General features: G+C 71.5%; 17 protein-coding genes. 13 read left to right on the top strand and 4 right to left on the bottom strand.

The features are described from left to right. Nucleotides 1-56 precede the first annotated feature (56 nt). Both AB0C19_RS00170 and AB0C19_RS00165 read left to right on the top strand, forming a co-directional pair. On the top strand, nucleotides 57-590 hold the full coding sequence (locus AB0C19_RS00170) for a hypothetical protein (protein ID WP_357177203.1): 534 nt from the start codon (nucleotides 57-59) through the stop codon (nucleotides 588-590). A gap of 63 nt (nucleotides 591-653) precedes the next feature. Beyond that, a complete protein-coding gene (locus tag AB0C19_RS00165; protein WP_357177201.1) occupies nucleotides 654-1,538 on the top strand; it encodes a pyridoxal-phosphate dependent enzyme in 885 nt (294 codons plus the stop codon). Between the two features lie 77 nt (nucleotides 1,539-1,615). Here the strand turns inward: AB0C19_RS00165 and AB0C19_RS00160 are convergent, their stop codons facing one another. Then, nucleotides 1,616-2,461, bottom strand: coding sequence for an NAD(P)H-binding protein (locus AB0C19_RS00160; protein ID WP_357177199.1), 846 nt, complete (start codon nucleotides 2,459-2,461; stop codon nucleotides 1,616-1,618). 85 nt (nucleotides 2,462-2,546) lie between these two features. Here AB0C19_RS00160 and AB0C19_RS00155 point away from each other — a divergent pair, with 85 nt between their 5' ends. From AB0C19_RS00155 to AB0C19_RS00110, 10 genes are all read left to right on the top strand, one after another. Further along, the gene (locus tag AB0C19_RS00155) at nucleotides 2,547-3,026 is read left to right on the top strand and encodes a MarR family transcriptional regulator (protein WP_357177197.1); all 480 of its coding nucleotides are present in this window, start codon (nucleotides 2,547-2,549) and stop codon (nucleotides 3,024-3,026) included. Between the two features lie 99 nt (nucleotides 3,027-3,125). Next, nucleotides 3,126-4,316: an MFS transporter gene (locus tag AB0C19_RS00150; RefSeq protein WP_357177195.1), complete on the top strand. Its 1,191-nt coding sequence runs from the start codon at nucleotides 3,126-3,128 to the stop codon at nucleotides 4,314-4,316. A gap of 63 nt (nucleotides 4,317-4,379) precedes the next feature. Beyond that, nucleotides 4,380-5,009 carry a VOC family protein gene (locus AB0C19_RS00145; protein WP_357177193.1) on the top strand — a complete coding sequence of 210 codons (630 nt, stop codon included), beginning with the start codon at nucleotides 4,380-4,382 and terminating at the stop codon, nucleotides 5,007-5,009. Nucleotides 5,010-5,288: 279 nt separating this feature from the next. Continuing rightward, nucleotides 5,289-6,155 carry an AfsR/SARP family transcriptional regulator gene (locus tag AB0C19_RS00140; RefSeq protein ID WP_357177191.1) on the top strand — a complete coding sequence of 289 codons (867 nt, stop codon included), beginning with the start codon at nucleotides 5,289-5,291 and terminating at the stop codon, nucleotides 6,153-6,155. A 33-nt stretch (nucleotides 6,156-6,188) separates the two neighbouring features. Continuing rightward, nucleotides 6,189-9,506 carry a type 2 lanthipeptide synthetase LanM family protein gene (locus tag AB0C19_RS00135; RefSeq protein WP_357177189.1) on the top strand — a complete coding sequence of 1,106 codons (3,318 nt, stop codon included), beginning with the start codon at nucleotides 6,189-6,191 and terminating at the stop codon, nucleotides 9,504-9,506. 72 nt (nucleotides 9,507-9,578) lie between these two features. After that, complete coding sequence (locus tag AB0C19_RS00130; RefSeq protein ID WP_357177187.1) at nucleotides 9,579-9,830, top strand: mersacidin/lichenicidin family type 2 lantibiotic; 252 nt, start codon at nucleotides 9,579-9,581, stop codon at nucleotides 9,828-9,830. Between the two features lie 88 nt (nucleotides 9,831-9,918). Then, entirely contained in the window at nucleotides 9,919-10,197 is a 279-nt protein-coding gene (locus AB0C19_RS00125) for a mersacidin/lichenicidin family type 2 lantibiotic (protein ID WP_091399738.1), read from the top strand. 93 nt (nucleotides 10,198-10,290) lie between these two features. After that, nucleotides 10,291-13,629: a type 2 lanthipeptide synthetase LanM family protein gene (locus AB0C19_RS00120; RefSeq protein WP_357177184.1), complete on the top strand. Its 3,339-nt coding sequence runs from the start codon at nucleotides 10,291-10,293 to the stop codon at nucleotides 13,627-13,629. Further along, a complete protein-coding gene (locus AB0C19_RS00115; protein WP_357177182.1) occupies nucleotides 13,622-14,119 on the top strand; it encodes a hypothetical protein in 498 nt (165 codons plus the stop codon). Before AB0C19_RS00120 ends, AB0C19_RS00115 begins: the two co-directional genes overlap by 8 nt. Then, nucleotides 14,116-16,290 (top strand): peptidase domain-containing ABC transporter, encoded by a 2,175-nt coding sequence (locus AB0C19_RS00110; protein WP_357177180.1) that lies wholly within the window; start codon nucleotides 14,116-14,118, stop codon nucleotides 16,288-16,290. The genes AB0C19_RS00115 and AB0C19_RS00110 overlap by 4 nt, the downstream gene beginning before the upstream one ends. Before the next feature lie 10 nt (nucleotides 16,291-16,300). Here the strand turns inward: AB0C19_RS00110 and AB0C19_RS00105 are convergent, their stop codons facing one another. Together AB0C19_RS00105 and AB0C19_RS00100 are read right to left on the bottom strand one after the other, a co-directional pair. After that, nucleotides 16,301-19,138, bottom strand: a complete 2,838-nt coding sequence (locus tag AB0C19_RS00105; RefSeq protein ID WP_357177177.1) for a BTAD domain-containing putative transcriptional regulator — start codon at nucleotides 19,136-19,138, stop codon at nucleotides 16,301-16,303. 161 nt (nucleotides 19,139-19,299) lie between these two features. Beyond that, the gene (locus AB0C19_RS00100; protein ID WP_357177175.1) at nucleotides 19,300-19,908 is read right to left on the bottom strand and encodes a TetR/AcrR family transcriptional regulator; all 609 of its coding nucleotides are present in this window, start codon (nucleotides 19,906-19,908) and stop codon (nucleotides 19,300-19,302) included. A 116-nt stretch (nucleotides 19,909-20,024) separates the two neighbouring features. Here AB0C19_RS00100 and AB0C19_RS00095 point away from each other — a divergent pair, with 116 nt between their 5' ends. After that, a complete protein-coding gene (locus tag AB0C19_RS00095; RefSeq protein WP_357177173.1) occupies nucleotides 20,025-21,035 on the top strand; it encodes an aldo/keto reductase in 1,011 nt (336 codons plus the stop codon). A gap of 3 nt (nucleotides 21,036-21,038) precedes the next feature. Here AB0C19_RS00095 and AB0C19_RS00090 read toward each other — a convergent pair whose 3' ends face one another. Beyond that, entirely contained in the window at nucleotides 21,039-21,866 is an 828-nt protein-coding gene (locus AB0C19_RS00090; protein ID WP_357177171.1) for a hypothetical protein, read from the bottom strand. Nucleotides 21,867-21,868 lie beyond the last annotated feature (2 nt).

Raw genomic sequence — 21,868 nt, 5'->3', positions numbered from 1 at the left:
CTGGCTTTCGAGGTCAGCACGGGTGTGGGTGCCTGAGCGGTGGGTAGGGCTGCACCATGCTGAAGCGAGCGGTGTGGCAGGGACTGGTGGCGGGCCTGGCCGGGGCGGCGGTGATGACAGCCGCCGAGAAGATCGAACAGCGGATGACCGGTCGGCCCGACTCCTACGTACCGGCCCGGGTTCTGGCCAGGCTGACCGGCCTGCCGGAATCCTCCGGGCAGCAGCCCCGGTGGCAGAACCTGGCGATGCACTACGGGCAGGGCGCGCTGGTCGGCGTGCTGCGCAGCATCATGGCGCAGGCCGGGCTGCGGGGCACCTGGGCTTCGACGATGTTCACGGCGATGCGCCTGACCAACGACCAGATCCTGGAGAACGCCACTGGCGTGGGGGCGCCCCCACTGACCTGGCCCCGCCCCGAACTCGCCATCGACGTGTTGCACAAGTCCATCTACGCGTTCGCCACCGGGGCGGTCGCCGACGCGCTCGCCGCCCGCGACGGCGCGGGTCCCGGGCAGCGGCACGCGGCGCTGCGTCCCGGTCGCCACTCGGACGTCGGTCCGCTGCCCCGGGCAGTAGCCCGCCGGGCATAGCCCCGGAAGAGCGCCAACGGCCAGGAAGCTGCGTGCGCGCCCGGGGAGTGCTTAGCTGCACGGATGATCACACCCGTTCCCCTCGGTAGCTGGCCGACGCCGCTGGAGGCCGCGCCCCGGCTCGCCGCCCGGCTGGGGCTGACCGAGCTCTGGTTCAAACGTGACGATCTCACCGGCCTTGGCGGGGGCGGCAACAAGATCCGCAAGCTCCGGTACACCTGCGCGCAGGCGATCGCCGACGGCGCCACCACGGTCATCACCTCGGGAGCGCCGCAGAGCAACCACGCCCGGCTCACCGCTGCCGCGGCCGCGCGGCTCGGCCTCTCCTGCGTGCTGGTGCTCGCCGGCCCGCCCCCGGAGAGCAGGCGAGGCAACCTGCTGCTCGACGGGCTCGCCGGCGCGGAGATCGTCTGGGCCGGAGACAGTCCGCTCGCCGAGGTGGTGGCGGTCGAGGCGGAGCGGCGACCGGCGTACGTCATCCCGTTCGGCGGCACCGCTCCCGCATCGGTGCAGGGCTATGTGGACTGCGGTCGGGAGCTGCGGGCCCAGGTGCCGGACGCCGACGGGGTCGAGGTGGTGGTGGCGCTCGGTTCCGGCGGGACGATGGCCGGCCTGGTGCGGGAGTTGGGCGCGCAGCGGGTCGTCGGGGTGGATGTCGGCGCCGTGCCGGACCCACGGGCGACCGTCGCCGGGCTGCTCGTCGGCGAGGTCGAACCGGACGCGCTGCGGATCGACGGTACTCAGGTGGGTGCGGGGTACCGCACGCTGACCGACGCCGTCCGGGCGGCGCTGGAGGTGACAGCGCGTACTGAGGGGGTCTTCCTGGACCCGACGTACACCGGTCGGGCGATGGCGGCGCTGCTGGCCGGCAGCTTCCCGCACGGCGACCGGGTCGTCTTTCTGCACACCGGCGGGCTGCCGGGACTCTTCGGCCACCCCGAGCTGTAGGGGCGCCGGTCCGGCACGCACCGCGGTGCCCTCCAGTGGAGTCGCTCCGGAGGGCACCGCGCCGAGCTGTCGTCGGATCAGACGCTGGCGAAGTGCTCGCGGTGATCGCGAACGAACTCGGCGAAGGTCCGCGGCTGCCGGCCGACGATCCGCTCGACGTGGTCGTTTGTGAAGTCGCCCCATCCGGAACCGTAGGCGACCCGGTACTCGGCGAGGACCTCGGCCGACCACTGGTCGAGGCCGGCCTGGAGCAGTCCGTCACGTGCCTGCTCCGGGCTCTGCGGCACGTAGCGCACCGGCTCGCCGAGGGTGCGGGCGATCTCGTCGGCAGCCTGGTCGAGAGTGATGCTCTCCGGGCCGGTGGGGGTGTAGATCTTGCCCTGGTGCTGCTGTGGCGCGGAGAGGATCGCCGCCCCGGCTGCGGCGATGTCCCGGGCGTCGATCAGGCCGACCTTCGCGTCACCGAAGAGACCGTAGAGGTGCTCACCGGCCTTGGCGCCGAGCAGGTTCTGCATGAAGTGACTCGGTCGCAGGATGGTCCAGGGGATACCGGCCTCCTGGAGCTCCGCGTCGGAGAGCGCGTGCAGACGGCCGTTGCGGGTGGGCGCGTCGTGCGCGGCGCCGATCGCGGAGAGCCGGACGATGTGCCGTACGCCGGCCTGCCGGGCCGCCCACACCGCGTTCATGCTCTGGCTCGGTGCCAGTGGGCCCATCGGCATCAGCAGCCACAGCGTCGTCACGCCCTCGAACGCCCGGGTCAGTGTGGTGGGGCGGTCCAGGTCGCCGACGACGTACTCGACCCCGTCGAGCCCTGGTGTGCGCGACGCGTCCCGGACGAGGGCGCGCAGCGGCTGCTTGCCGGCCAGCTCCCGCAGTACCTCCCGCGACACGGTGCCATTTGCCCCGGTTATCAGAATGGTCATGGTCATCCTCTCGGTCAGGCGGACCGAGGTCGGACCACGGTCGCCGCCAGCGACGATATAGTCCAAAACTTGTACCGTCCAATGATTGGACCAAATTATGAAGCGCAGCACACTGAAGGAGCAGGACCCCGACCTCGGGATCCTGGCCGTGCAGCTCTCCGCGCGTGTCCAGCGGGAGATCTTCCGACGCTCGGCCGAACAGGGGTTCGACGACGTCCGGCCGCGCCACGGCGCGGTCCTCGCGTACCTGGACGCCGAGGGCACCCGCCCCGGCGAGCTGGCCCGGCTGGCCGGCCGCAACAAGCAGACGATGGGCGCGATCCTCGACGAGTTGGAACGGCTGGGCTACGTCCGGCGTACGCCGGACCCGGCCGACCGCCGGGCAAAGTTGATCGTGCCGACGGATCGGGGTCTGAGCTTCATCGCGGCCTCCGACGGCTTCGTGCACCTGATCGAGCAGAAACTCGCCGACACGCTCGGCCCCGACCGGTACCGCGACTTCCGGGACGCGCTGGCCCGTGGCGTGGCGAGCCTCCCGGCGACCGGCCAGGACACCGAGGGCTGAGCTGGCATGTGCCGGCGCCAACCGGGTACGCCGCCGTGGCCCCCGGGGCCGGCGGAACGCCCAGGCTGGCCGCCTTTCACGCAGCCGAGGAGCACCGACATGCCTATCGCGGGGCGGGCCCGACTCACACCGACGGTCTCCCTGATCCTGCTGGCGTCGATCCTGGTGTCGTTCCTGGCCGCGTCGGCGGCCCCGACCCCGCTCTACGGCGTGTACCAGGAACGCTGGCACTTCTCGCCGGTCACGACGACAGTGGTGTTCGCCGTCTACGCCCTCGCGGTGCTGGCGTCGCTACTCACGTTCGGCAGGTTGTCCGACCACGTCGGTCGGCGGCCGGTGCTGGCCGTCGCGATCGTGGTGCAGATGCTCGCGCTTGTCGTCTTCATCTTCGCCAACGGCGTTGCGGCCCTGCTGGTCGCCCGCCTCGTGCAGGGGCTGGCAGCCGGCGCCGCCACCGGTGCGGTGGGTGCCGCCATGCTCGACATCGACCGAGCCCGGGGCACGCTCGCGAACTCGATCGCCCCCGGCATCGGAACCGGAAGCGGCGCCCTGCTCTCGGCGCTGCTCATCCAGTTCCTACCCGCGCCGACGCGACTGGTGTACCTCGTCCTGCTCGTGATCCTGCTGATCCAGGCCGTCGGGGTCGCGCTGATGCCCGAGACGGTCACCCCGACGGCCGGGGCCCGGGGCAGCCTGCGGCCGGACGTCACGCTGCCCCGCTCGGTGCGCCAACCGGTCCTGGTCGTCATTCCGGTGCTCTTCGCGGTCTGGGCACTGGCCGGGTTCTTCGGCGCGCTCGGCCCGGCGCTGATCCGCAGCCTCATGAACACGTCGATCGTGGTCGGCGGTCTGGTCCTCTTCGTCTTCGCCGTCTTCGGGTCTGTCGCTGTGCTGGTACAGCGCAACACCGCCGCGCGGACCGTGATCCTGACCGGGATCGTCGCGCTCATCCTGGGCATGATCGTCACGTTGGTGGCGGTCACGGCGCAGTCCATCCCGGTGTTCTTCGTCGGCCTCGCGCTCGGGGGCGTCGGCTTCGGCAGCGGCTTCCAGGGCAGCCTCAAGACGGTCATGCCGCTGGTCGAGGCACACCAACGCGCCAGCGTGCTGTCAGTGCTCTACGTCGTCTGCTACGTCGGCTTCGGTCTCCCCACGGTGATCGCAGGCTTCCTCGTGGTCTACGCCGGCGGTCTGCCGCGGACCGCCGACGAGTACTCCGTCGCCGTCATCCTCCTCGCTTTGGTCGCCCTGTTGGGGGTACGCAGGGCCACCAGGATGGCGCCGGGCTGATGCCGGGAGCCGGCGCCGAGCACTGACGCAAGCAGCAGCGTGATGATCAGAAAGGGAGGGGCGATGAGCCCGAAGGTGACCCAGGGCGAGGCGAGTGCGACGTCACGCATCGAGAGCCTGGACGTCAAGCTCGAGGTGATCGTCATCCCGGTCTCGGATGTCGACAGGGCGAAGGCGTTCTACGAACGGCTCGGGTGGCGGCTCGACCAGACCCCGCCCGGCATCGTCCAGTTGACTCCGCACGGCTCCGCGTGTTCCGTACAGTTCGGCCCTGGGCTCACGTCGGCGGCACCCGGCTCGGCCATGGCGTACCTGATCGTGTCCGACATCGAGGCGGCCCATGACACCCTCGCCGCCGCCGGTGTCGAGGTCGGCGACGTCTTCCACGTCAGCCCGGACGGCCCGGTCGACGGGCCGGACCCGCAGCGGCGGAGCTACTTCTCGCGCGCCACGCTGCGCGACCCGGACGGCAACACCTGGCTGATGCAGGAGATCACGACCAGGCTTCCCGGACGCATCGAGGGTGGCCTCACGTCGTTCGGCTCCACGAGCGACCTGGCGAGCGCGCTTCGGCGCGCGGCCGCCGCGCACGGCGAGCACGAGAAACGTACGGGCGAGCATGACGACAACTGGCCCGACTGGTACGCGGCGTACATGGTCAGCGAGCAGTCGGGGGCCAAGCCACCCGAGTGAGCTACGCCCACGCGTAGGACCTACTGATCGACGTGCTGCCGGTGAGTCACCTGACGACCCACCGGCGGCACCGTTTCCGTTTCGGATGCGCGCGGCTACCCGCCGCGCGCTGTTCGTGCGGGCGATGTACGCGAGTTGTACGCCGAGCGTCCTACCATCCCCCGGACGCGATGATCTTCGATCCAAGCGGCACCGCCGGATTCAGAGCCGACCCGGGTGGCGTGCCGTGCCTCGTCGCCTGTGCGCGGTTCCCCGGCCGCCGGTAGGGAGGAGACCTCGATGACGAGTCCTGGTGCGGGCGGTGCGAGGCCGTGCGATGCCGTGACGGGGGTACGGTTTCTCGCCCTCGGCCCGCTGCACGCCGAGGTCGGCAGAGAGTGGCTCGACCTCGGGCCCGTCCGGCAACAGGCGGTCTTCGCGATCCTGCTGTTCAACGCGAACCGCGTTGTCACACCGGCGTCGATCTTGCAGGGAGTCTGGGGTGGCCAGGCCCCGGCGACCGGCACGAAGCTGATCCCGCCCTACATCTATCGGCTGCGACGCACGCTCCAGGCGGCGTGCGTCGGCCACGACGGTCCGGCGATCGACAGCTCCCGGATCGGCTACCGGCTGCGTCTCGGTTCGGCCCGCACCGACGTGGCGGACTTCGACGAGGCGGTTGAGCGGGCGGCTGCCGCCGAGACGGCCGGCGACCTCGCCGGGGCCGCGGCGCTGCTGGCCGAGGCCGAGCAGAGCTGGGCGGGTGAGCCGTTGGCGGGCCTGACCGGTCCGTACGCGGAGAGCCGTCGGCAACACCTGCTCGAACGCCGCATCGTCTGCCTGGAACACCGGCTGGAGCTGCACCTGCGGCTGGGCGACTGCCACCGGGCGATCCCCGCGCTCGTCGCCTTGCAGGCGGAGTACCCCCTGCGGGAACGGCTGGCGATCATGCTGATGACCGCCCTGTACCAGACCGGCAGGCAGAGCGAGGCGATGGACGTGTTCGGCGCCTTCCGTACCCGCCTGGCGACCGAGTTGGGCGTCGAGCCGACCCCGGCGCTGCTCGCGGCGTACACCTCGATGTTGCGCGGTGACCTGGGCCCGCCCTGGGTGCCGAGCCGTTTTCCCGAAGGACCCGCCCGGACACGGGCGGCCACCACCACGTGATGCGCGGCGACGCCGCGCGGTGAGGCGGAGCAGATGGACGACGGCCTTGCCCCGGTGCAGCCGGGGGACGCCGGATGGTTTCTGGGTCACTCCCTACGGGAGCGGCTGACCGGCGCAGTGCCGACGGGCCCCGTCGACGAGGATCTCGGCCGGATCCGGCTGAAGATGTGGCTGGACGAGCCGGTCCACGCCAGGCGGCCCGACCTGATCCCGCAGCGGCTGGCCCAGCACGGGCTCGACGAGGCCGGACTGATCCGGGTCCTGGGCGAGCAGCCGGAGACCGTTCGGTCCCGGTTCGACACGGCACCGGATTACGCCCGTCGGCTGGTCGAGGCTGCGCGGCGACATCCGGCCGCCGCTGTGGCGCCCGGCCACGGCGCGGCGGAACACGATGACGCCGCGGGATTCGCGGTGCTCGTCGCGCCGCTGATCGCCGCCGCGCTGCAACGGTTGGGCACGCGGGTGACGGCGTTGGTCGACGGCCACCCGCACCTGTCCGCCGAGGCGCTGACCACGCGGTTGGGTCCGGGGCCGGTCGACAGCGTCAACATGTTGGTGGCCCGGACGATGGCGCTGGAGCTCAACGTGCTGCGGATCCAGGGCGAGCTGTCCGGGAGCAACCCGCACGAGCGCTTCCACGCCTTCCTCCACCGGTTGGAGCAGCCGCAGCACGCACTGCGCCTGCTGCGCGAATATCCGGTGCTGGCCAGGGATGTGGTGCGGATCGTCGACAACTGGGAGGCCAGCCGGCTCGAGTTCGCCGAGCGTGTCGTCGCCGACTACGCGGAGCTGGCCGACCGGTGCGGCGGGCCGGACTCGCTCGGCGATCTGGCCGAGGTGAGCTTCGGGGCGGGCGACAACCATCGCGGCGGTCGCTCGGTGGCGGTCGTCCGCTTCGCGACCGGCGCGCGGGTGATGTACAAGCCCCGGCGCCTACAGGTCGACTGCCACTTCCAACACCTGCTGGCCTGGCTCAACGAGCGCGGGGCACAGCCCGCGCTGCGGACGTTCTGGGTCGTCGACCGCGAGGTGTACGGGTGGACGGAGTTCGTCGAGAGTGGACAGTGCTCCGACCGGGACGCGCTCGGCCGGTTCTATCGTCGGCAGGGCGCGCTGCTGGCCCTGTTGCAGACCCTCGGTGCGACGGATTTCCATCTGGAAAATGTGATCGCCTCCGGTGAGCACCCGATGCTCATCGATCTGGAGGCGATGCTGCACAACTGGCAGTGGGAGCGGCCGATCGGCGACCAGGCGGGTTACCTGCAGAGCGTCGGGGTCGGGTTGATGAGCAGGTCGGTCATCACTGTGGGGCTGCTGCCGGCACCCGTGGTCTGGACCGAGGGCAACCAGGTCAACCAGTTCGACATGAGCGGGATGTCCGGGGCCGGTGGGCAGTTGACCGCCCGGCCGGTCACGGTCTGGGACGGGCTCGGCACCGACGAGATGCGCCTGGATCGGCGGCGGGTCCTGCTGCCCGGTTCGGGGAATCTGCCCACACTGGGCGAGCAGCCGCTGGACGTGACGGAGTTCGCCCCCGAGATCGGCGACGGATACCGCTCGCTCTATCGGATCCTGCTGCGACACCGGGACGAGTTGCTGGGGCCGTCCGGTCCGTTGGCCGCGTTCGCGCACGACGAGGTGCGAGTGGTTCTGCGCGCCACCGAGTCGTACGTCCGGCTGCTCGCCGAGGCGCAGCATCCGGACCTGCTGCGTGACGCGTTGGACCGGGACCGGTACTTCGAGAACCTGTGGGCGGGGCACGAGCACCGCGAGCACCGCGACGCCCTCATCGCCGCGGAGTTGGCGCAGATCAACGCCGGCGACGTGCCGATCTTCGTGACCACACCGTCGTCGACGCACCTCACCGGTGGCGACGGCACGGTGTTGCCGGGCGCGTTGCGCCAGACCGGCCTGGACGCGGTCCGCGAACGACTGGCGGGCATGTCCGAGGACCACCTGGCCCAGCAGAGCTGGATCATCGAGGCCTCGCTCACCGCGCTGATCATGGGAGACCCGTCGCGGTGGCGTGCAACCAGCCGCACGGGCGCGAGGGTGCTGCCGCCGCCGGTCGTACCCGCGACTGGTGTGCACTCGACTGTTGCGCCCGCGACCGTCGCACCTGAGCGCCTCGTCGACGCGGCGCGGATGATCGGGGACCGCTTGCTGGCGACAGCGCTCGCCGAGGACGACCGGATCTGCTGGCTGGGCCTGAGCCTGATCGCCGACAAGGTGTGGATGCTCGGCCCCAGCGCCATGGACCTCTACAACGGCATCAGCGGCATCGCCCTGTTCCTCGCCCGGCTGGCGGATGTCACAGGCGACACTGTCTATCGGCAGGCCGCCGACCGGGCCGCCACGATGATGCTCCGCGAGGCGCAGAGCTGGCTCGCCGGCCCGGCGGGGGCCGCGGGCGTCGGCGGCTTCGACCACCTGGGCGGCTCGGTGTACGCCCTGAGCCACCTCACCACCGTCCTGGACCGCGCCGACCTGGTCAACACCGCAGTGAGCCTGGCCGCGTCGATGGTCACGCATGCCACCGAGACCCGCGAGTACGACATCATCAACGGCAGCGCCGGCGGGCTGCTGGCCCTGCTGTCGCTGCACCGGGTCACGGCCGACCCCAGCCTGCTCGACGGCGCCCGGACGCTGGCCCGGCACACGCTCACCGGCGCGCTGCCGGTCGGCGACGGGGTCGGCTGGTCCGGCACGCTCTACGCGGAGGCGCCGCTGGCGGGGTTCTCGCACGGCGCGTCCGGTATCGCCACCGCCCTGGCTCGATGGGACCGGTACGCCGGCACGCGTGAGCATCGCGACACTGTGGACGCGGCGCTGCGCTACGAACGCACCGTGTACGACGAGGTGACCGGCAACTGGCGCGACCTGCGCCCGGACACGCCGCAGGGCGACTCCATGGTCGCCTGGTGCCACGGGGCGGCCGGTGTCGCGATGGCCCGCGCCGAACTCCTGGGCTACGCCACCGACGACGCGTTGTTGCGCGACGACCTGCGGCGTGCCCTGACGGCGACGCTGGAGCCGGGCAACCTGCTGCACAACCACTCGATCTGCCACGGGGACCTCGGCAACGCCGAGGCGGCGCTGACCGCCGCACGAGCCCTCGGCGACGAGGGGGCGGCCCAGCGCGCCGCCGCGATCGTGGCGAGCGCCGTCGCGGACATCGAGAACCGCGAGTGGCGGTGCGGCGTGCCCCGCGGAGTGGAGACACCGGGCCTGATGAGCGGCCTGGCCGGCATCGGCTACGCGCTCCTGCGCTGGGCCGACCCGGCGGGTGTGCCATCGGTGCTGCTGCTGGAACCGCCGACCGACCATCGCGATGCCATCGATCTGCCATAGCGCGGTCCTACGGTTCCGCCCGTGGAGGCCCATCCACGTATCGCACTTCACCACAGATAGATCGGAGTTCAGATGGACTACATCAGGGCGTGGAAGGACCCGGTCTACCGGGCGTCGCTCAGCGACGAGGAGCGTGCCAGCCTGCCGGCGAACCCGGCCGGCTTCGTCGAGCTCAACGACCAGGAGCTCGACGGGGCCGACGGCGGCACGTGGACCCCGACTCCCACGATCACCGTGGTCACCGGGGCCGCCGGCTGCTTCTCCTTCAACGGCACCTTCTGCAACGGCACCTGCGCGGCCTTCACCGTCGGCTGCTGCGGCTGATCGGTCCACCTCGGCGGAGAAGACGGACCGTCCTCGACAACCGCGTTCTTCCGCCAGCACATCCCGAACCCCTTGAGGAGAGCCCTTAATGAACATCGTGCAAGCCTGGAAGGACCCCGAGTACCGGGCGAGCCTTTCCGCCGAGCAGTTGGCGGCGCTGCCGGAGCACCCCTGCGGCGTGGTCGAGCTCGGCGACGACGTTCTCGCGCACATCGCCGGCGCGCGCACCGAGGGTCTCTGGACCCTCGGCTGCTGCGGCGGCTTCACCGCCCGGGAGACCCCGTGCGGTTCCTGCGGCGCGACGTGCGGCGGAACCACCTGTGGCACCTGCCAGACGCAGTCGACCTGCGGTCTGTGCACCGCCTGATCCACCTGCTCCACCGGCGGTGCCCGGACGCCTGCGGTGTCCGGGCACCGTCCCCCGCGAGACCCGACCGCTGCGCGAGAGAGAGCACCCCCGATGACGCAGTCGCACCTACCCGGTCACGACCCGGTGGACGTTTCGAACCCCTGCTGGTACCTGGCGTACTCCCTGCCGGAGAGGCTCGGCGGCGCGGCGCCGACCGGCTCGGTGGACGACGACCGGGGGCGGCTCCGGCTCGATCGGTGGAAGAGCGAACCGGTCTTCGCCGGTGACACGGACCTGTTCGAGAGCTGGCTCGACGCCCTCGACCTCGACGAGCCCACACTGACCACTGTGCTCGGTGAGACGCCGGAGACGGTCCGCAGCAGGTTCGCCGACATCCCGGACTACGTGCGCACCATCGAGCGCGCATGGCGCGACCACCGGCCGGGCGAGGCCGCTGACGCTGACCACCACGGGCACGACCATGACCACGACCACGACCACCACCACGAACCCCACCCGCACGCCGCGTTCGTCGAACTGGTGCGCCCACTGGTGGACGACGGCGTCCGCCGGGTACGCGAGGCCGTGCACGCGGCCTGCGCGGGTACGCCGGGACCACACCTGGACGCCGATCTGCTCGCCGACCAGCTCTGCGAGCCGCCCTACGGGGCGATCAACCTGCTCGTCGGCCGGGTGCTCGTGCTGGAACTCAACGTCCTGCGGTTGCAGGGGCAGTTGGAGGGGGAGACCTCGCAGCAGCGCTTCCAGGACTTCGCCCGGCGGCTACGCGACCCGAAGTACACGCTCGACGTCCTGATGGAGTACCCGGTGCTGGCCCGGGACGCGACAATCCTCATCGACAACTGGGTGGACGCCCGGATCGAGTTCGCCCAGCGCCTCACCGCCGATGCCACCGCGCTGACCGCCCGGCTGGGCGACCCGGCGGAGCTGGGCAGCGTGACGGAGGTGTCGTTCGGCGCCGGTGACTCCCACCGCGGTGGCCGCTCGGTCGGGTTCGTCCGCTTCGCCAACGGCGCCCGCGCCGTCTACAAGCCCCGAGGGCTCCAGGTCGAGCTGCACTTCCAGCAAGTGCTGGACTGGCTCAACACACGCGGCGCGCAACCGTCGCTGCGCACGATGTGGGTGCTCGACCGCGGTGACTACGGCTGGTCGGAGTTCGTCACCGCCGGGCCCTGCGCCGATCACGACGCGCTGCGCCGCTTCTACACCCGGCAGGGCAGCTACCTGGCGTTGCTGCACAGCCTCGCGGCCGTCGACTTCCACCTGGAGAACATCATCGCCGCCGGCGAGCACCCGATGCTCGTCGACCTGGAGGCCCTCTTCCATCCGCAGGGCGAGCAGACGGACCAGCAGATCGGCGTTTCGGCGGAGTCGTTCCGGACGATGCGGGAGTCGGTCCTGGAGGTCGGGCTCCTGCCCCGGCCCATCATCTACCAGGACGACGACGGCGTCGGCGGTGTCGACTTCAGCGGTCTGGCCGGCACCGCCGGGCAGCTCACGCCCACCCCGGTCGCCACCTGGGAGGAGTCCGGCACCGACGAGATGCGCCTGGTCCGCAAGCGGATCGAGATGGGCGGCGGGCAGAACCTGCCCAGCCTGAGCGACGCGGCACACCACACCCTCGACTTCAGCGCGGACATCATGGCCGGGTTCGAGCAGACCTACCGGCTGCTGCACCGCCACCGCGACGAGCTGCTGGCACCGGACGGGCCGGTGGCCGCGTTCGCCGGGGACGAGGTACGCGTGATCCTGCGCGCCACCCGCACCTACGGCAAGCTGCTGCAGGAGAGCCGCCACCCCGACCTGCTGCGCAACGCGCTGGACCGGGAGCGGTTCTTCAGCTTCCTGTGGTTGCAGGAGGAGTGGCCCGGCGCCGAGGCCCGGATCGCCACCGCCGAGCAGGCACAGCTCAGCCGCGGCGACATCCCCTTCTTCAGCACGACACCCGCCTCGCACGACTTCGTCGCCGGAGACGGCTCGGTGGTCGCCGGGGTGCTGCCCACCAGCGGCCTGGAGCGGTCGCGGCAGCGCATCGACGCCCTCTCCGAAACGCACCTGGCCCAGCAGACCTGGATCCTGCGCAGCTCGCTCGCGGCGCTGACGATGGGCGTGGAGAGTCAGGGGCAGTGGTCGGAGTACCAGGTCACCGCCGCCACCGTTCCCGCCGACGTGGACCGGTTCATCGCAGCCGCGTGCGCTGCCGGTGACCGGCTGCTGCTGTCGGCCGACACCGGCGAGGACTCGATCGCCTGGCTCGGGCACACCCTGGTGGCGGACAAGATCTGGCAGCTGGGCCCGGTCGGGATCGACCTCTACAGCGGGCTGTCCGGGATCGCGCTGTTCCTCGGCTACCTCGGCGAGGTCAGCGGCGAGCAACGCTTCCGCAGCGCGGCCGAGGTCGCGGCGGGCATGCTGGTACGTCAGATCGACCTGCTCGACGAGACGCCGACGGAGAGCCTGGAGAACTTCACAGTCGGCGCCTTCAACGAGCTGGGCGGCCCGCTGTACGCGTTGAGTCACCTGGGCGCCCTGTGGCAGCGCGACGACCTGTTGGACGCGGCCGGACGCATCGTGCCCGTCCTGCTGCACCTCGCGCCGCAGGACGAGGCGTACGACGTGATCAGCGGCGCGGCCGGAGCGATCCTCGCGCTGCTGGCGCTGCACGCGGCACGGCCGTCGGAGCCGGTCCTCGACGCGGCCCGCACGTTCGCCCGGATCCTGGCGGACAAGGCCGAGCCGGCCGGAGACGGGATCGGCTGGGCGGGCGCGGTGAACCCGAGTCGGCCGCTGGCGGGTTTCTCCCACGGTGGGTCCGGCATCGCTGTCGCCCTGGCCCGGCTGGACCGGGCCCTCGGCAACCGCGACCACCTGCCGCTGGTCGAGGGAGCGATGCGCTACGAACGCTCGGCCTTCGACCCGGAGCACATGTGTTGGCTCGACCTGCGTGACACCACGCCGGAGCGGTACTCCATGGTCGCCTGGTGCCACGGCGGGCCCGGCATCGCGCTCGCCCGCGCCGACCTGGCCGGCTACGTCGACGACCACGAACTGCTCGACCGCGACCTCTCCGACGCCAGCACCGGCATGCTGCGCTTCGGCCTGACCGGCGAGGTCATCACCGGCACCGGTAACCACAGCATCTGCCACGGCGACCTCGGTAACGTCGAGGCCCTGCTGGCCGCCGCACGGGTCCGCGGCGACGAGGACGCCGCCCGGCAGGCCGAGCTGGTGGCCGCCAGCATCCTGGACTACATCGACCGGGACGGCTGGCTGTGTGGGGTTCCGCTCGGAGCGGAGACTCCCGGCCTGATGAGTGGCATCGCCGGCATCGGCTACAACCTGCTGCGCCTGGCCTTGCCGGAGCGGGTCCCGTCGATCCTGCTGGTCGAGCCTCCGGCCCCGGCGGTGGGCGGTGACCCGCGTGGCTGAGCAGCAGGTCTGGCCGTACCGCCCGCAGGCGTTGGCGAGCTACCGCGGTGGCGTGCACGACGGCCCCGCCCGCAGCCCGATCCGGTCCTCCGGTCGGCCGCTGGTGGCGCTCGCCGTGCTGCTGCTGATCGGCCTGGGCTTCGCGGCGGTGATGCGGGTGCCGCGCACCGTCGACGGCGCCGCGATCGGTGCCGACGGGTCGAATCTGGTCTCCATGTTCGCCGGACGCCTCGACCCCGAGCCGGCGCAGGGCACGGAGGTCACACTGGTCCAGGAGGGCGGACGGGCAACACTGCGGGTCGTCCGGGCCGAGGTCGTCGTCGACGACGCCGCAGCTCGGCGCTGGAACATCCCTGCGGAGGTGGCCCGGCCGGTCACCATCGTCCTGCTCTCCGGCGAGACGCAGCAGACCTTCGGCCGGCTCAGTCTCGTGGTCGCCAACCCCACACTGCTGGAGTTGGTGCCGGGCGTGGGGAGGGTCCTCCGATGACGCCGAGCTGGCTGCGACAGCGCCGCCGGGTGCCGATCATGCTCCAGATGAGCGCTACCGAATGCGGCGCCGCGTGTCTGGCCATGGTCTTCAGTTCCTACCGGCGGTGGACCTCCGTCGCCGAGTGCCGCGAGCAGTTGGGCATCGGCCGCGACGGCGCCACGGCGTTGCAGATGGCCCAACTCGCCCGCCGGGCGGGCATGCGGGCCCGAGGTGTCAGCGTCGACCTCGACGGACTGCCGCAGCTGCGGCTCCCCGCGATCGTGCACTGGAACTTCCGGCACTATCTGGTGCTGGAGCGGTGGGACCGACGCGGCGCGGTCGTCGTCGACCCGGGGATGGGCCGGCGGCGGATGAGCCGTGAGGAGTTCGCCGAGGGATTCACCGGCATCGCCATCGAACTCAGCCCCGGTGAGGAGTTCGAGCGCCGCCCCAGCCCGGGACGCCTGGCCTCGCTGCGGTTCGCCCGCAGCATGCTGACCTTTTCCCGTCCGCTGCTCGGCCTGGTCCTGGTCGTCTCGCTGCTGCTCCAACTGGCGGTGCTGCTGCCGGCACTGATCACCAAGTTCGCTGTCGACACGGTGATCGGAAAGGGGCAGGTCGAGGCCCTGACCGTCCTCGGCCTCGGCATGCTCCTGTTGTTGGCCACCCAGGGCGTCGGCACCTATGCCCGCGGTGTCGCTCTCAACGTGCTGCACGCCCGCATGGACGACACCATGATGCGGCGCTTCTTCGACCATTTGCTCGCCCTGCCGTACTCGTACTTCCAACTGCGCAGCAGCGGCGACCTGCTGATGCGGATGTCCAGCAACACGGTCATCCGCGACCTGGTCACCAGCCAGACGATGTCGCTCGTCCTCGACGGACTGTTCGTCGTCGTCTACATCGGCATGCTCCTGGCGTTCACGCCGCTCTACGCCTGGCTGGTGCTGGGCCTGGGTCTGCTGCAACTCGGCGCGATCGTGGCGACGTACCGGGCCATGCGGGAACGCACGCACCGGGACATCGCCGCGCAGGCCGAGGAGCAGAACTACGCCGTCGAGGTGCTGGCCGGCGCCGAGACGGTGAAGGCGATGGGCGCCGAGCAGCAGGTCCTCGGCCGCTGGTCCGGGCTGTTCCAGACCCGGCAGTTCGCCTCGCTGCACCGCCGTCAGCTGGAGACCGGGTTGGAGGCGACGCTCGGGGTGTTCCGCATGGGCTCGCCGCTGCTCCTGCTGTGGGTCGGCGCGCACCAGGTCGTCGCCGGCGCGATGTCGCTGGGCACCATGCTGGCCCTCAACGCCCTCGCCGCGGCCGTGCTCACCCCGTTGATGGGCCTGGTCAACACGGCCCGCCAACTACAGACGGTCGGCACCCACCTGGAACGGATCCGGGACGTGATGGACGAGGCCGCCGAGCAGGACCGGTCCACGTCCCAGCCACCGGGCCGCATCTCCGGGCAGGTGACGCTGAGCGGAGTCGGCATGCGCTACAGCGCCAACGCCGCCTGGGCCGTACGCGGGGTCGACCTCTCCATTCCGGCCGGCGCGAAGGTGGCGCTGGTCGGACGGACCGGGTCGGGTAAGACGACGCTCGCCAAGACGATCATCGGGCTGTACGTCCCCAGTGAGGGTGAGGTCCGCTTCGACGGGCGTCTGCTCCAGGACCTCGACTTCCGCGAGCTGCGCCGCTGGTGTGGCATGGTCACCCAGGAGCCCGCCCTGTTCGCCGGATCCGTCCGCGACAACATCTCCCTCGGGCATCCGTCGGCGACCTACGACGAGGTAGTCCTCGCCGCCGAGCGCGCGCAGATCCACGACGAGATCATGGCGATGCCGATGGCGTACGAGACCCGACTCACCGAGGGTGGCGGAGGGCTCTCCGGCGGCCAGCGGCAACGGCTGGCCCTCGCCCGCGCCCTCGTGCACAACCCGCCGCTGCTGCTGCTCGACGAGGCGACCAGCCACCTGGACGTGGTCACCGAGCGTCGGGTGGACGAGATCCTCTCGGCGCTGTCGTGCACCAGGATCGTCATCGCGCACCGGTTGAGCACGGTGCTCAACGCGGACCTGATCGGTGTGATGGAGGAGGGTTCCCTGGTGGAGCAGGGCACACACGACGAGCTGATCGCGCACGGGCGCTACTACGAGGCGCTGATCCGCGACCAGCTCCAGACGGCCCGGCCGCTGTAAACGGGGCGTCTCAGTCGGGCGGGGTCACCGGGCCGGAGTGGCCGGGCGCGACGCGTGCCAGCAGCTGTCGCACCACCTCGGCGGCGGGGTCGCCGAGGTCGTCGTAGATTCGGATGGCCCGCTGCCATGCCTCGGCAGCGGCCGGAGGGTCCGCCATCGCCTCGCGCGCCTCGCCGAGCCGGACGAGGGTCAGCCCTTCGTGATACCGGTTGGCCGACTCCTGGAAGCGTTGGACGGACTGCTCGTAACAGAGCGCCGCCCTGGCCGGGTCACCGAGGCGGTGGTACGCGAAGCCCAGACTGTCCAACGTCGCGGCCTGCCCGACGCGGTCGTCTATCGCCTCCTGTTGGGCCAGCGCCTCGGCGCAGTCGACGACGGCCTGGTGGTAGTCACCGGTCAGGGCGTGCAGGTAGCCCTTGACGTTCAGCGCGCGCGCCTCGGCGTACCGGTTGCCGATGAGCTGCGAGACCCGCAGCGCCTCGGCGCTGTGCTTGAGTGCCTCGTCCAGCCGGCCGTACTGGGTGCAGTGCTCGGTGTACTGGCGCAGGATCAGCGCCAGGCTGTCCAGGTCCTCAAGCTGTTCGTACAGTTCGAGCGCCCGCTGTACGTGGTGCTCGGCCGCGTGCTGGTCGCCGAGCCGCATGAGCGCGCGGGCGAGCATTCGGCTGGCCTGCGCCTGCGCCCGGACGTCGCCGATCCGCTGCGCCGCAGCGAGCGCTGCCTGCTGGGCCGCGAGCTGCTCCTGAAACATGCCCCGAGGCGCGAGGTACGCGGCCAGGGCCCAGGCGAGCTGACAGGCGTACCGCTCGAAGCCGGTCTCCGCGGCCTGACGCAGTACCCGCAGCAGGACGGGGTGCTCGGCGTGGAACCAGGCCGCCGCGACGACTCGATCGGGCATCGGCACGTGCACGTTCGCCGGCATCCGTGGTTCCAGCTCGATGGGCGCCCAGGTCGGCTGGAGTGACACCGCGCCGGGGTGGGCGCTGTGCAGGTAGTGGTCGTACATTCGGCGCGCGGCGGCCTGTCGCTCCTCGGCCAGGTCGGATGCCTGGGCCAGTTCGGCCGCGTACGACCTGAGCAAGTCGTGCAGGGCGTACCGCTCGGGTAGGTGCTCGGTCAGCAGGTGCAGCCGGGTCAGCTCCTTCAGCAGCGGGGTGACGGCCGCCCGGGGGCGGCCGAGCAGCGCGGCGGCGGCGTCTCCGGTCAGGTCGGGGCCCGGGTGCAGGCCCAGCAGACGCAGCAGGCGGGCCGCCTCGGTGCTCAGCGCCCGGTACGACCAGGAGAAGATCCGGCGGACGTCCCCGTCGGCCAGTTGCTCCAACCGGGACTCGGACGGGCGTAGTTGGGCCGCGACGGCGTCGATCGGGAAGGTGGACCGGGCGGTCAGCCGTGCCGCCACGATGGACAGGGCGAGCGGGAGGCGACCTGTCGACTCGATCACCTCGCTGGTCGCCGCCGGTTCCGCCGCCACCCGGTCGTCACCCAGCCGGCTGCGGAGCAGCCTCGTCGACTCGGCGGCCGTCAGCACCTCCAGCGTCAACGGTCGGGCGCCCTCGGCCACAGCGAGGCTGCTGAGCTGGTCGCGGCTGGTCACCAGGACCGCGCACCGACCCACGCCGGGCAGCAGCGGTCGTACCTGGTCGGCGTCGCGCGAGTTGTCGAGGACGACGAGCATCCGACGTGAGGCCAGCAGGCTGCGGTACAGCCCGGCCCGAGCGTCGACGCTGCTGGGGATGCGGCCGACCGGTACGCCGAGCGCCTCGAGGAAGTCGACCAGGGCGTCGGCGGGGGACACCGCGTCCGCGTCGTCGTAGCCTCGGAGGTTGACGTACAGCTGGCCGTCGGGAAAGCGGTCGGCGGCCCGGTGGGCCCAGTGCAGCGCGAGTGTCGTCTTGCCCACGCCGGCCATGCCGCTGATGGTGACGATGTCCACTGAGGCCTGTCGATCGGGTCGGGCTCCGAGGGTCGCGTCGAGGAGGTCGAGTTCGGCGGTGCGTCCGACGAAACCGGGTAGGGCCAGTGGCAGTTGCTGAGGGCGGCCCGGTGCCGCGCCGGCCGACGCGTCGTCCGCCGGCCCTGTCGTCGCGGCCTGCTGGCTGAGGCGGTGGTGCAGGATGTCGTCGTGCAACCGGGTCAGCTCGGGGCCGGGGTCCATCCCGGTCTCCTCGGCCAGCGCGCGCCTGGCCTGCTGGAAGGCTGCCAGGGCCCCGGCGATGTCGCCGATCTGGTAGAGACCGGTCATGAGTTGGGACCAGGCCCGTTGCCGCAGTGGGTGACGGTCGAGCAGCGCCCGCAGCCGGGGGATCACCTGGGCCGCCTCGCCGAGCGCGAGCCGCGCCGCGGCGTGGTCCTCCTCGGTCAGCAGCCGCCGCTCCGTGATCCGCGCGACCCGGCCGGTGAGGAGCCGGGGCAGCGGCAGCCCGGCGAAGGCGGGCCCGCGCCACATGCCGAGCGCGAGCGCCAGTTCCGGCTGCGCCGCCGCCGGGTCGCCGGCGGCCAGCGCTGCCCGTCCGCGCGCCGCCGCCACGTCGAACCGGTCCACGTCCCGCTCGTCCGGCTCGACGCGAAGCAGGTAGCCACCCGGTGTGGTGAGGATCCGGCGGCGCTCGCCCGCGCTGCAGTCGAGTGCCTGGCGCAGCCCTCGCAGGTAGGTGCGCAGGTTCGCGGCGGCCGAGGCGGGGGGCTGGTCGCCCCACACCATCGTCATCAGTTCGTTGGCGGAGATCGCCTCACCCGGGCGTAGCAGCAGGGCGGCCAGCACCAGCTGCTGTTTCGTCGACCCGAGGGCGACCGGCCGGCCGTCCCGTGACACTGTCAGCGGGCCGAGCAGGTCGAAGTGGAGGGGCATCCTCACCTCAGTTTGCGGTGCCAGCCGGGCGAGACTGACGATCGTATGCGCATCGATCGATGACGTTAGCATCGATTGAACATGATCTTCATGTTTGGTCGGGTGGCCGCCCCGGGCCCTGTCGATCCGTATCGTGGTGCGTTGGCCTGACCGCTGGTCGGTCAGCGCAGTCCGCGGATGAGGTTGTCGACAAGGGTGCGGGCGAAGTCCTCGGTGAGCGGCAGGTCGGCGATGAGGAGCCGGTGGTAGCAGGCGCCCCAGAGTTGGTCGACGACGGATTCGCTGTCGATGTCGGGCCGTAGCTGTCCCCGGGCCATGGCCCGGGTGAGGGTTTCGACGGCGAGGGCCCGGCGGGGTGCGGAGTAGCGCTCGCGGTAGGCGGCGGCCAGCTCCGGATCGGTCTGCGCCTGCCCGATGAGCTGGCTGATGACCCGCCCGGCGGTGGTGTCCCGCACCAGGTGCACGAAGGCGACGAGCTGGTTGGTCAGGTCGGCGACGATGTCGGCGGTGTCGGCGAAGGCCAGGGTGGGCGCGACGACTGTGAAGTAGCCGTCCAGGGCTAGCGCTCCCTTGGAGGGCCACCACTTGTAGATGGTCATCCGGCTGGCTCCGGCGTGGGCCGCGACCTTCTCGATGGTGAAGCCGGCCATGCCCTCGGCGAGCAGGAGTTCACCGGCGGCCGTGAGGATCTCCGCGCGTACCTGATCGGCGGGGCGTCGGCCGCGACCACGGCGCACTGGCTTCTGGGCATCCGGCGTGAGCTCGGCCACTGGTCCTCCCGGTTATATGGACACGCTGTCTACTTGCTGGTTATATGGACACAGCGTACACAGCGGTGCCCGCGCATTACGACGCACCGCGACGACGACCGAAGGAGACGAGGGACATGACGGGTCTACGACGGCGACGGTTGGGTGCCTCCGGGCCGGAGGTGTCGATCATCGGGCTCGGCGCGATGGGCATGTCCGACCTGTACGGGCCGGCCGACGAGGCGGAGAGCGTCGCGACGTTGCACGCGGCGATCGACGCCGGTGTGAACCTGATCGACACGGCGGACTTCTACGGGTCGGGTCACAACGAGATGCTGATCGGCCGCGTGCTGCGGGAACGTCGCCGGGACGAGGTGGTGCTCAGCGTGAAGTTCGGCGCACGCCGCACACCCGACGGCGGCTTCCAGGCGGCACCGTACGACGTGTCGGCGGCGGCGGTGAAGGACCGGCTGGCGTACTCGCTGCGCCGGTTGGGCACCGATTACATCGACATCTACCGGCCCTCGCGGCTGAACCCGCAGGTGCCGATCGAGGAGACAGTGGGCGCGCTGCTCGAGATGCGGCAGGCCGGCTACATCCGGCACATCGGGCTCTCCGAGGTGGGCGCGGACAACATCCGCAGGGCCGCCGCGGTGGCGCCGATCAGCGACGTCCAGATCGAGTACTCGCTGCTCTCCCGGGGCCCGGAGGCCACCATCCTGCCGGCGCTGCGGGAACTGGGCATCGGGTTGACCGCCTACGGGGTGCTGTCCCGAGGTCTGCTCAGCGGCCACTGGTCCGCCGACCGTACGCTGACCGGCACGGACTTCCGAGCCAACAGCCCACGGTTCCAGGGCGAGCACCTGGCCGCCAACCTGCGCCTGGTGGACGCGCTCGGCCGGGTCGCACAGCGGCTGGGCGCGACCACCAGCCAGGTGGCGATCGCCTGGGTGGCGGCACAGGGCGAACAGATCGTGCCGTTGGTCGGGGCGCGGCGGCGGGACCGGCTGACCGAGTCGCTGGGCGCTGTCGACCTGGTGCTCGACCAGGACGCGTTGGACGAGATCGAGAGTGCCGTGCCGGCCGGCGCCGCCTCCGGCCAGCGGTACGCGACAGCGATGATGGCGCTGCTCGACAGCGAGAAGTGACCCTCAGGCAGTTGCCCGCCAGACCCAGTTGCGGCGTTCGTAGAGCGGCGTCAGCCCGGCCCGGCGCATGTTGTTCAGCGAGGGGTTCTGCTGGCCGGGCGCGGGCTTGCCGGTCTCGGCGAACAGCCACCGGCATCCCGCCTCGGTGGCGGCTCGGGCGCGGGCGGCGATCAGCGCCGACTGCGCCCCGAGGCCGCGGTGACCGGAAGCCGTCGCGGCGGCGTTGAGCGACGCGGCCTCGCCGTGCAGGAACAGGTTGCCGCCCGCTGCCAGTTCGCCGTCGTCCCAGGCCGCGTACGGTCGCCACGCCGACCGGCCGACGGTCGCGGCCAGCATGTCGGTGAGCCCACCGGTCGGCATGCCGAACCCGGTGAGCAGCACGTCGGCCCAGCGCCGAGCGTCGGCGGCCGGTACCGGGGCGACGCGCAGACGGGTCTGCGCCGCGGCGACGTCGCCGGGTCGGGCGGCGAGCTTGATCCAGGTGCTTCCCGGCTCGAGCCCACGCGCGGCAGCGACCTCGTCGAAGCCCGCCGGCAGCACCGACGGAACGAGCTGGAGGACAGCCTGGTCGACGCCCTGCTCCCGGTAGAAGTCGAGGACGCGATCCAGGGTCTGCACTGTGAACGGCTCGGTGGTGCCGAAGCCGAGGGCCTTGTTCCAGTACCCGCCGGAGGGATCGTTGCGCATGGCGAGGGCGACACCGCCGCCGATGCGGGTGGTCGCGATCCCGAGATCGGTGTACGCGGGTCCGGGCGCCTGCGACTCGTAGGAGTGCATGAATTCGCACTCCACGGCTTCGGCGAGCGGGGTCAGGTCGGCTGGCGCTGTCATCG

It is taken from the genome of Micromonospora sp. NPDC048842, from assembly GCF_040649935.1.
In the GTDB taxonomy this organism is placed as follows: domain Bacteria; phylum Actinomycetota; class Actinomycetes; order Mycobacteriales; family Micromonosporaceae; genus Micromonospora; species Micromonospora hortensis.
The sequence above is the reverse complement of the archived record's forward strand: the minus strand, read 5'-3'. Positions and strand labels throughout refer to the sequence as shown.

Bases quoted from the DNA above. Each gene is read 5' to 3' on its own strand.
- AB0C19_RS00170 (WP_357177203.1), top strand. From the start codon at position 57: ATGCTGAAGCGAGCGGTGTGGCAGGGACTGGTGGCGGGCCTGGCCGGG.
- AB0C19_RS00165 (WP_357177201.1), top strand. From the start codon at position 654: ATGATCACACCCGTTCCCCTCGGTAGCTGGCCGACGCCGCTGGAGGCC.
- AB0C19_RS00160 (WP_357177199.1), bottom strand. From the start codon at position 2,461: ATGACCATTCTGATAACCGGGGCAAATGGCACCGTGTCGCGGGAGGTA.
- AB0C19_RS00150 (WP_357177195.1), top strand. From the start codon at position 3,126: ATGCCTATCGCGGGGCGGGCCCGACTCACACCGACGGTCTCCCTGATC.
- AB0C19_RS00145 (WP_357177193.1), top strand. From the start codon at position 4,380: ATGAGCCCGAAGGTGACCCAGGGCGAGGCGAGTGCGACGTCACGCATC.
- AB0C19_RS00140 (WP_357177191.1), top strand. From the start codon at position 5,289: ATGACGAGTCCTGGTGCGGGCGGTGCGAGGCCGTGCGATGCCGTGACG.
- AB0C19_RS00135 (WP_357177189.1), top strand. From the start codon at position 6,189: ATGGACGACGGCCTTGCCCCGGTGCAGCCGGGGGACGCCGGATGGTTT.
- AB0C19_RS00130 (WP_357177187.1), top strand. From the start codon at position 9,579: ATGGACTACATCAGGGCGTGGAAGGACCCGGTCTACCGGGCGTCGCTC.
- AB0C19_RS00125 (WP_091399738.1), top strand. From the start codon at position 9,919: ATGAACATCGTGCAAGCCTGGAAGGACCCCGAGTACCGGGCGAGCCTT.
- AB0C19_RS00120 (WP_357177184.1), top strand. From the start codon at position 10,291: ATGACGCAGTCGCACCTACCCGGTCACGACCCGGTGGACGTTTCGAAC.
- AB0C19_RS00110 (WP_357177180.1), top strand. From the start codon at position 14,116: ATGACGCCGAGCTGGCTGCGACAGCGCCGCCGGGTGCCGATCATGCTC.
- AB0C19_RS00105 (WP_357177177.1), bottom strand. From the start codon at position 19,138: ATGCCCCTCCACTTCGACCTGCTCGGCCCGCTGACAGTGTCACGGGAC.
- AB0C19_RS00095 (WP_357177173.1), top strand. From the start codon at position 20,025: ATGACGGGTCTACGACGGCGACGGTTGGGTGCCTCCGGGCCGGAGGTG.
- AB0C19_RS00090 (WP_357177171.1), bottom strand. From the start codon at position 21,866: ATGACAGCGCCAGCCGACCTGACCCCGCTCGCCGAAGCCGTGGAGTGC.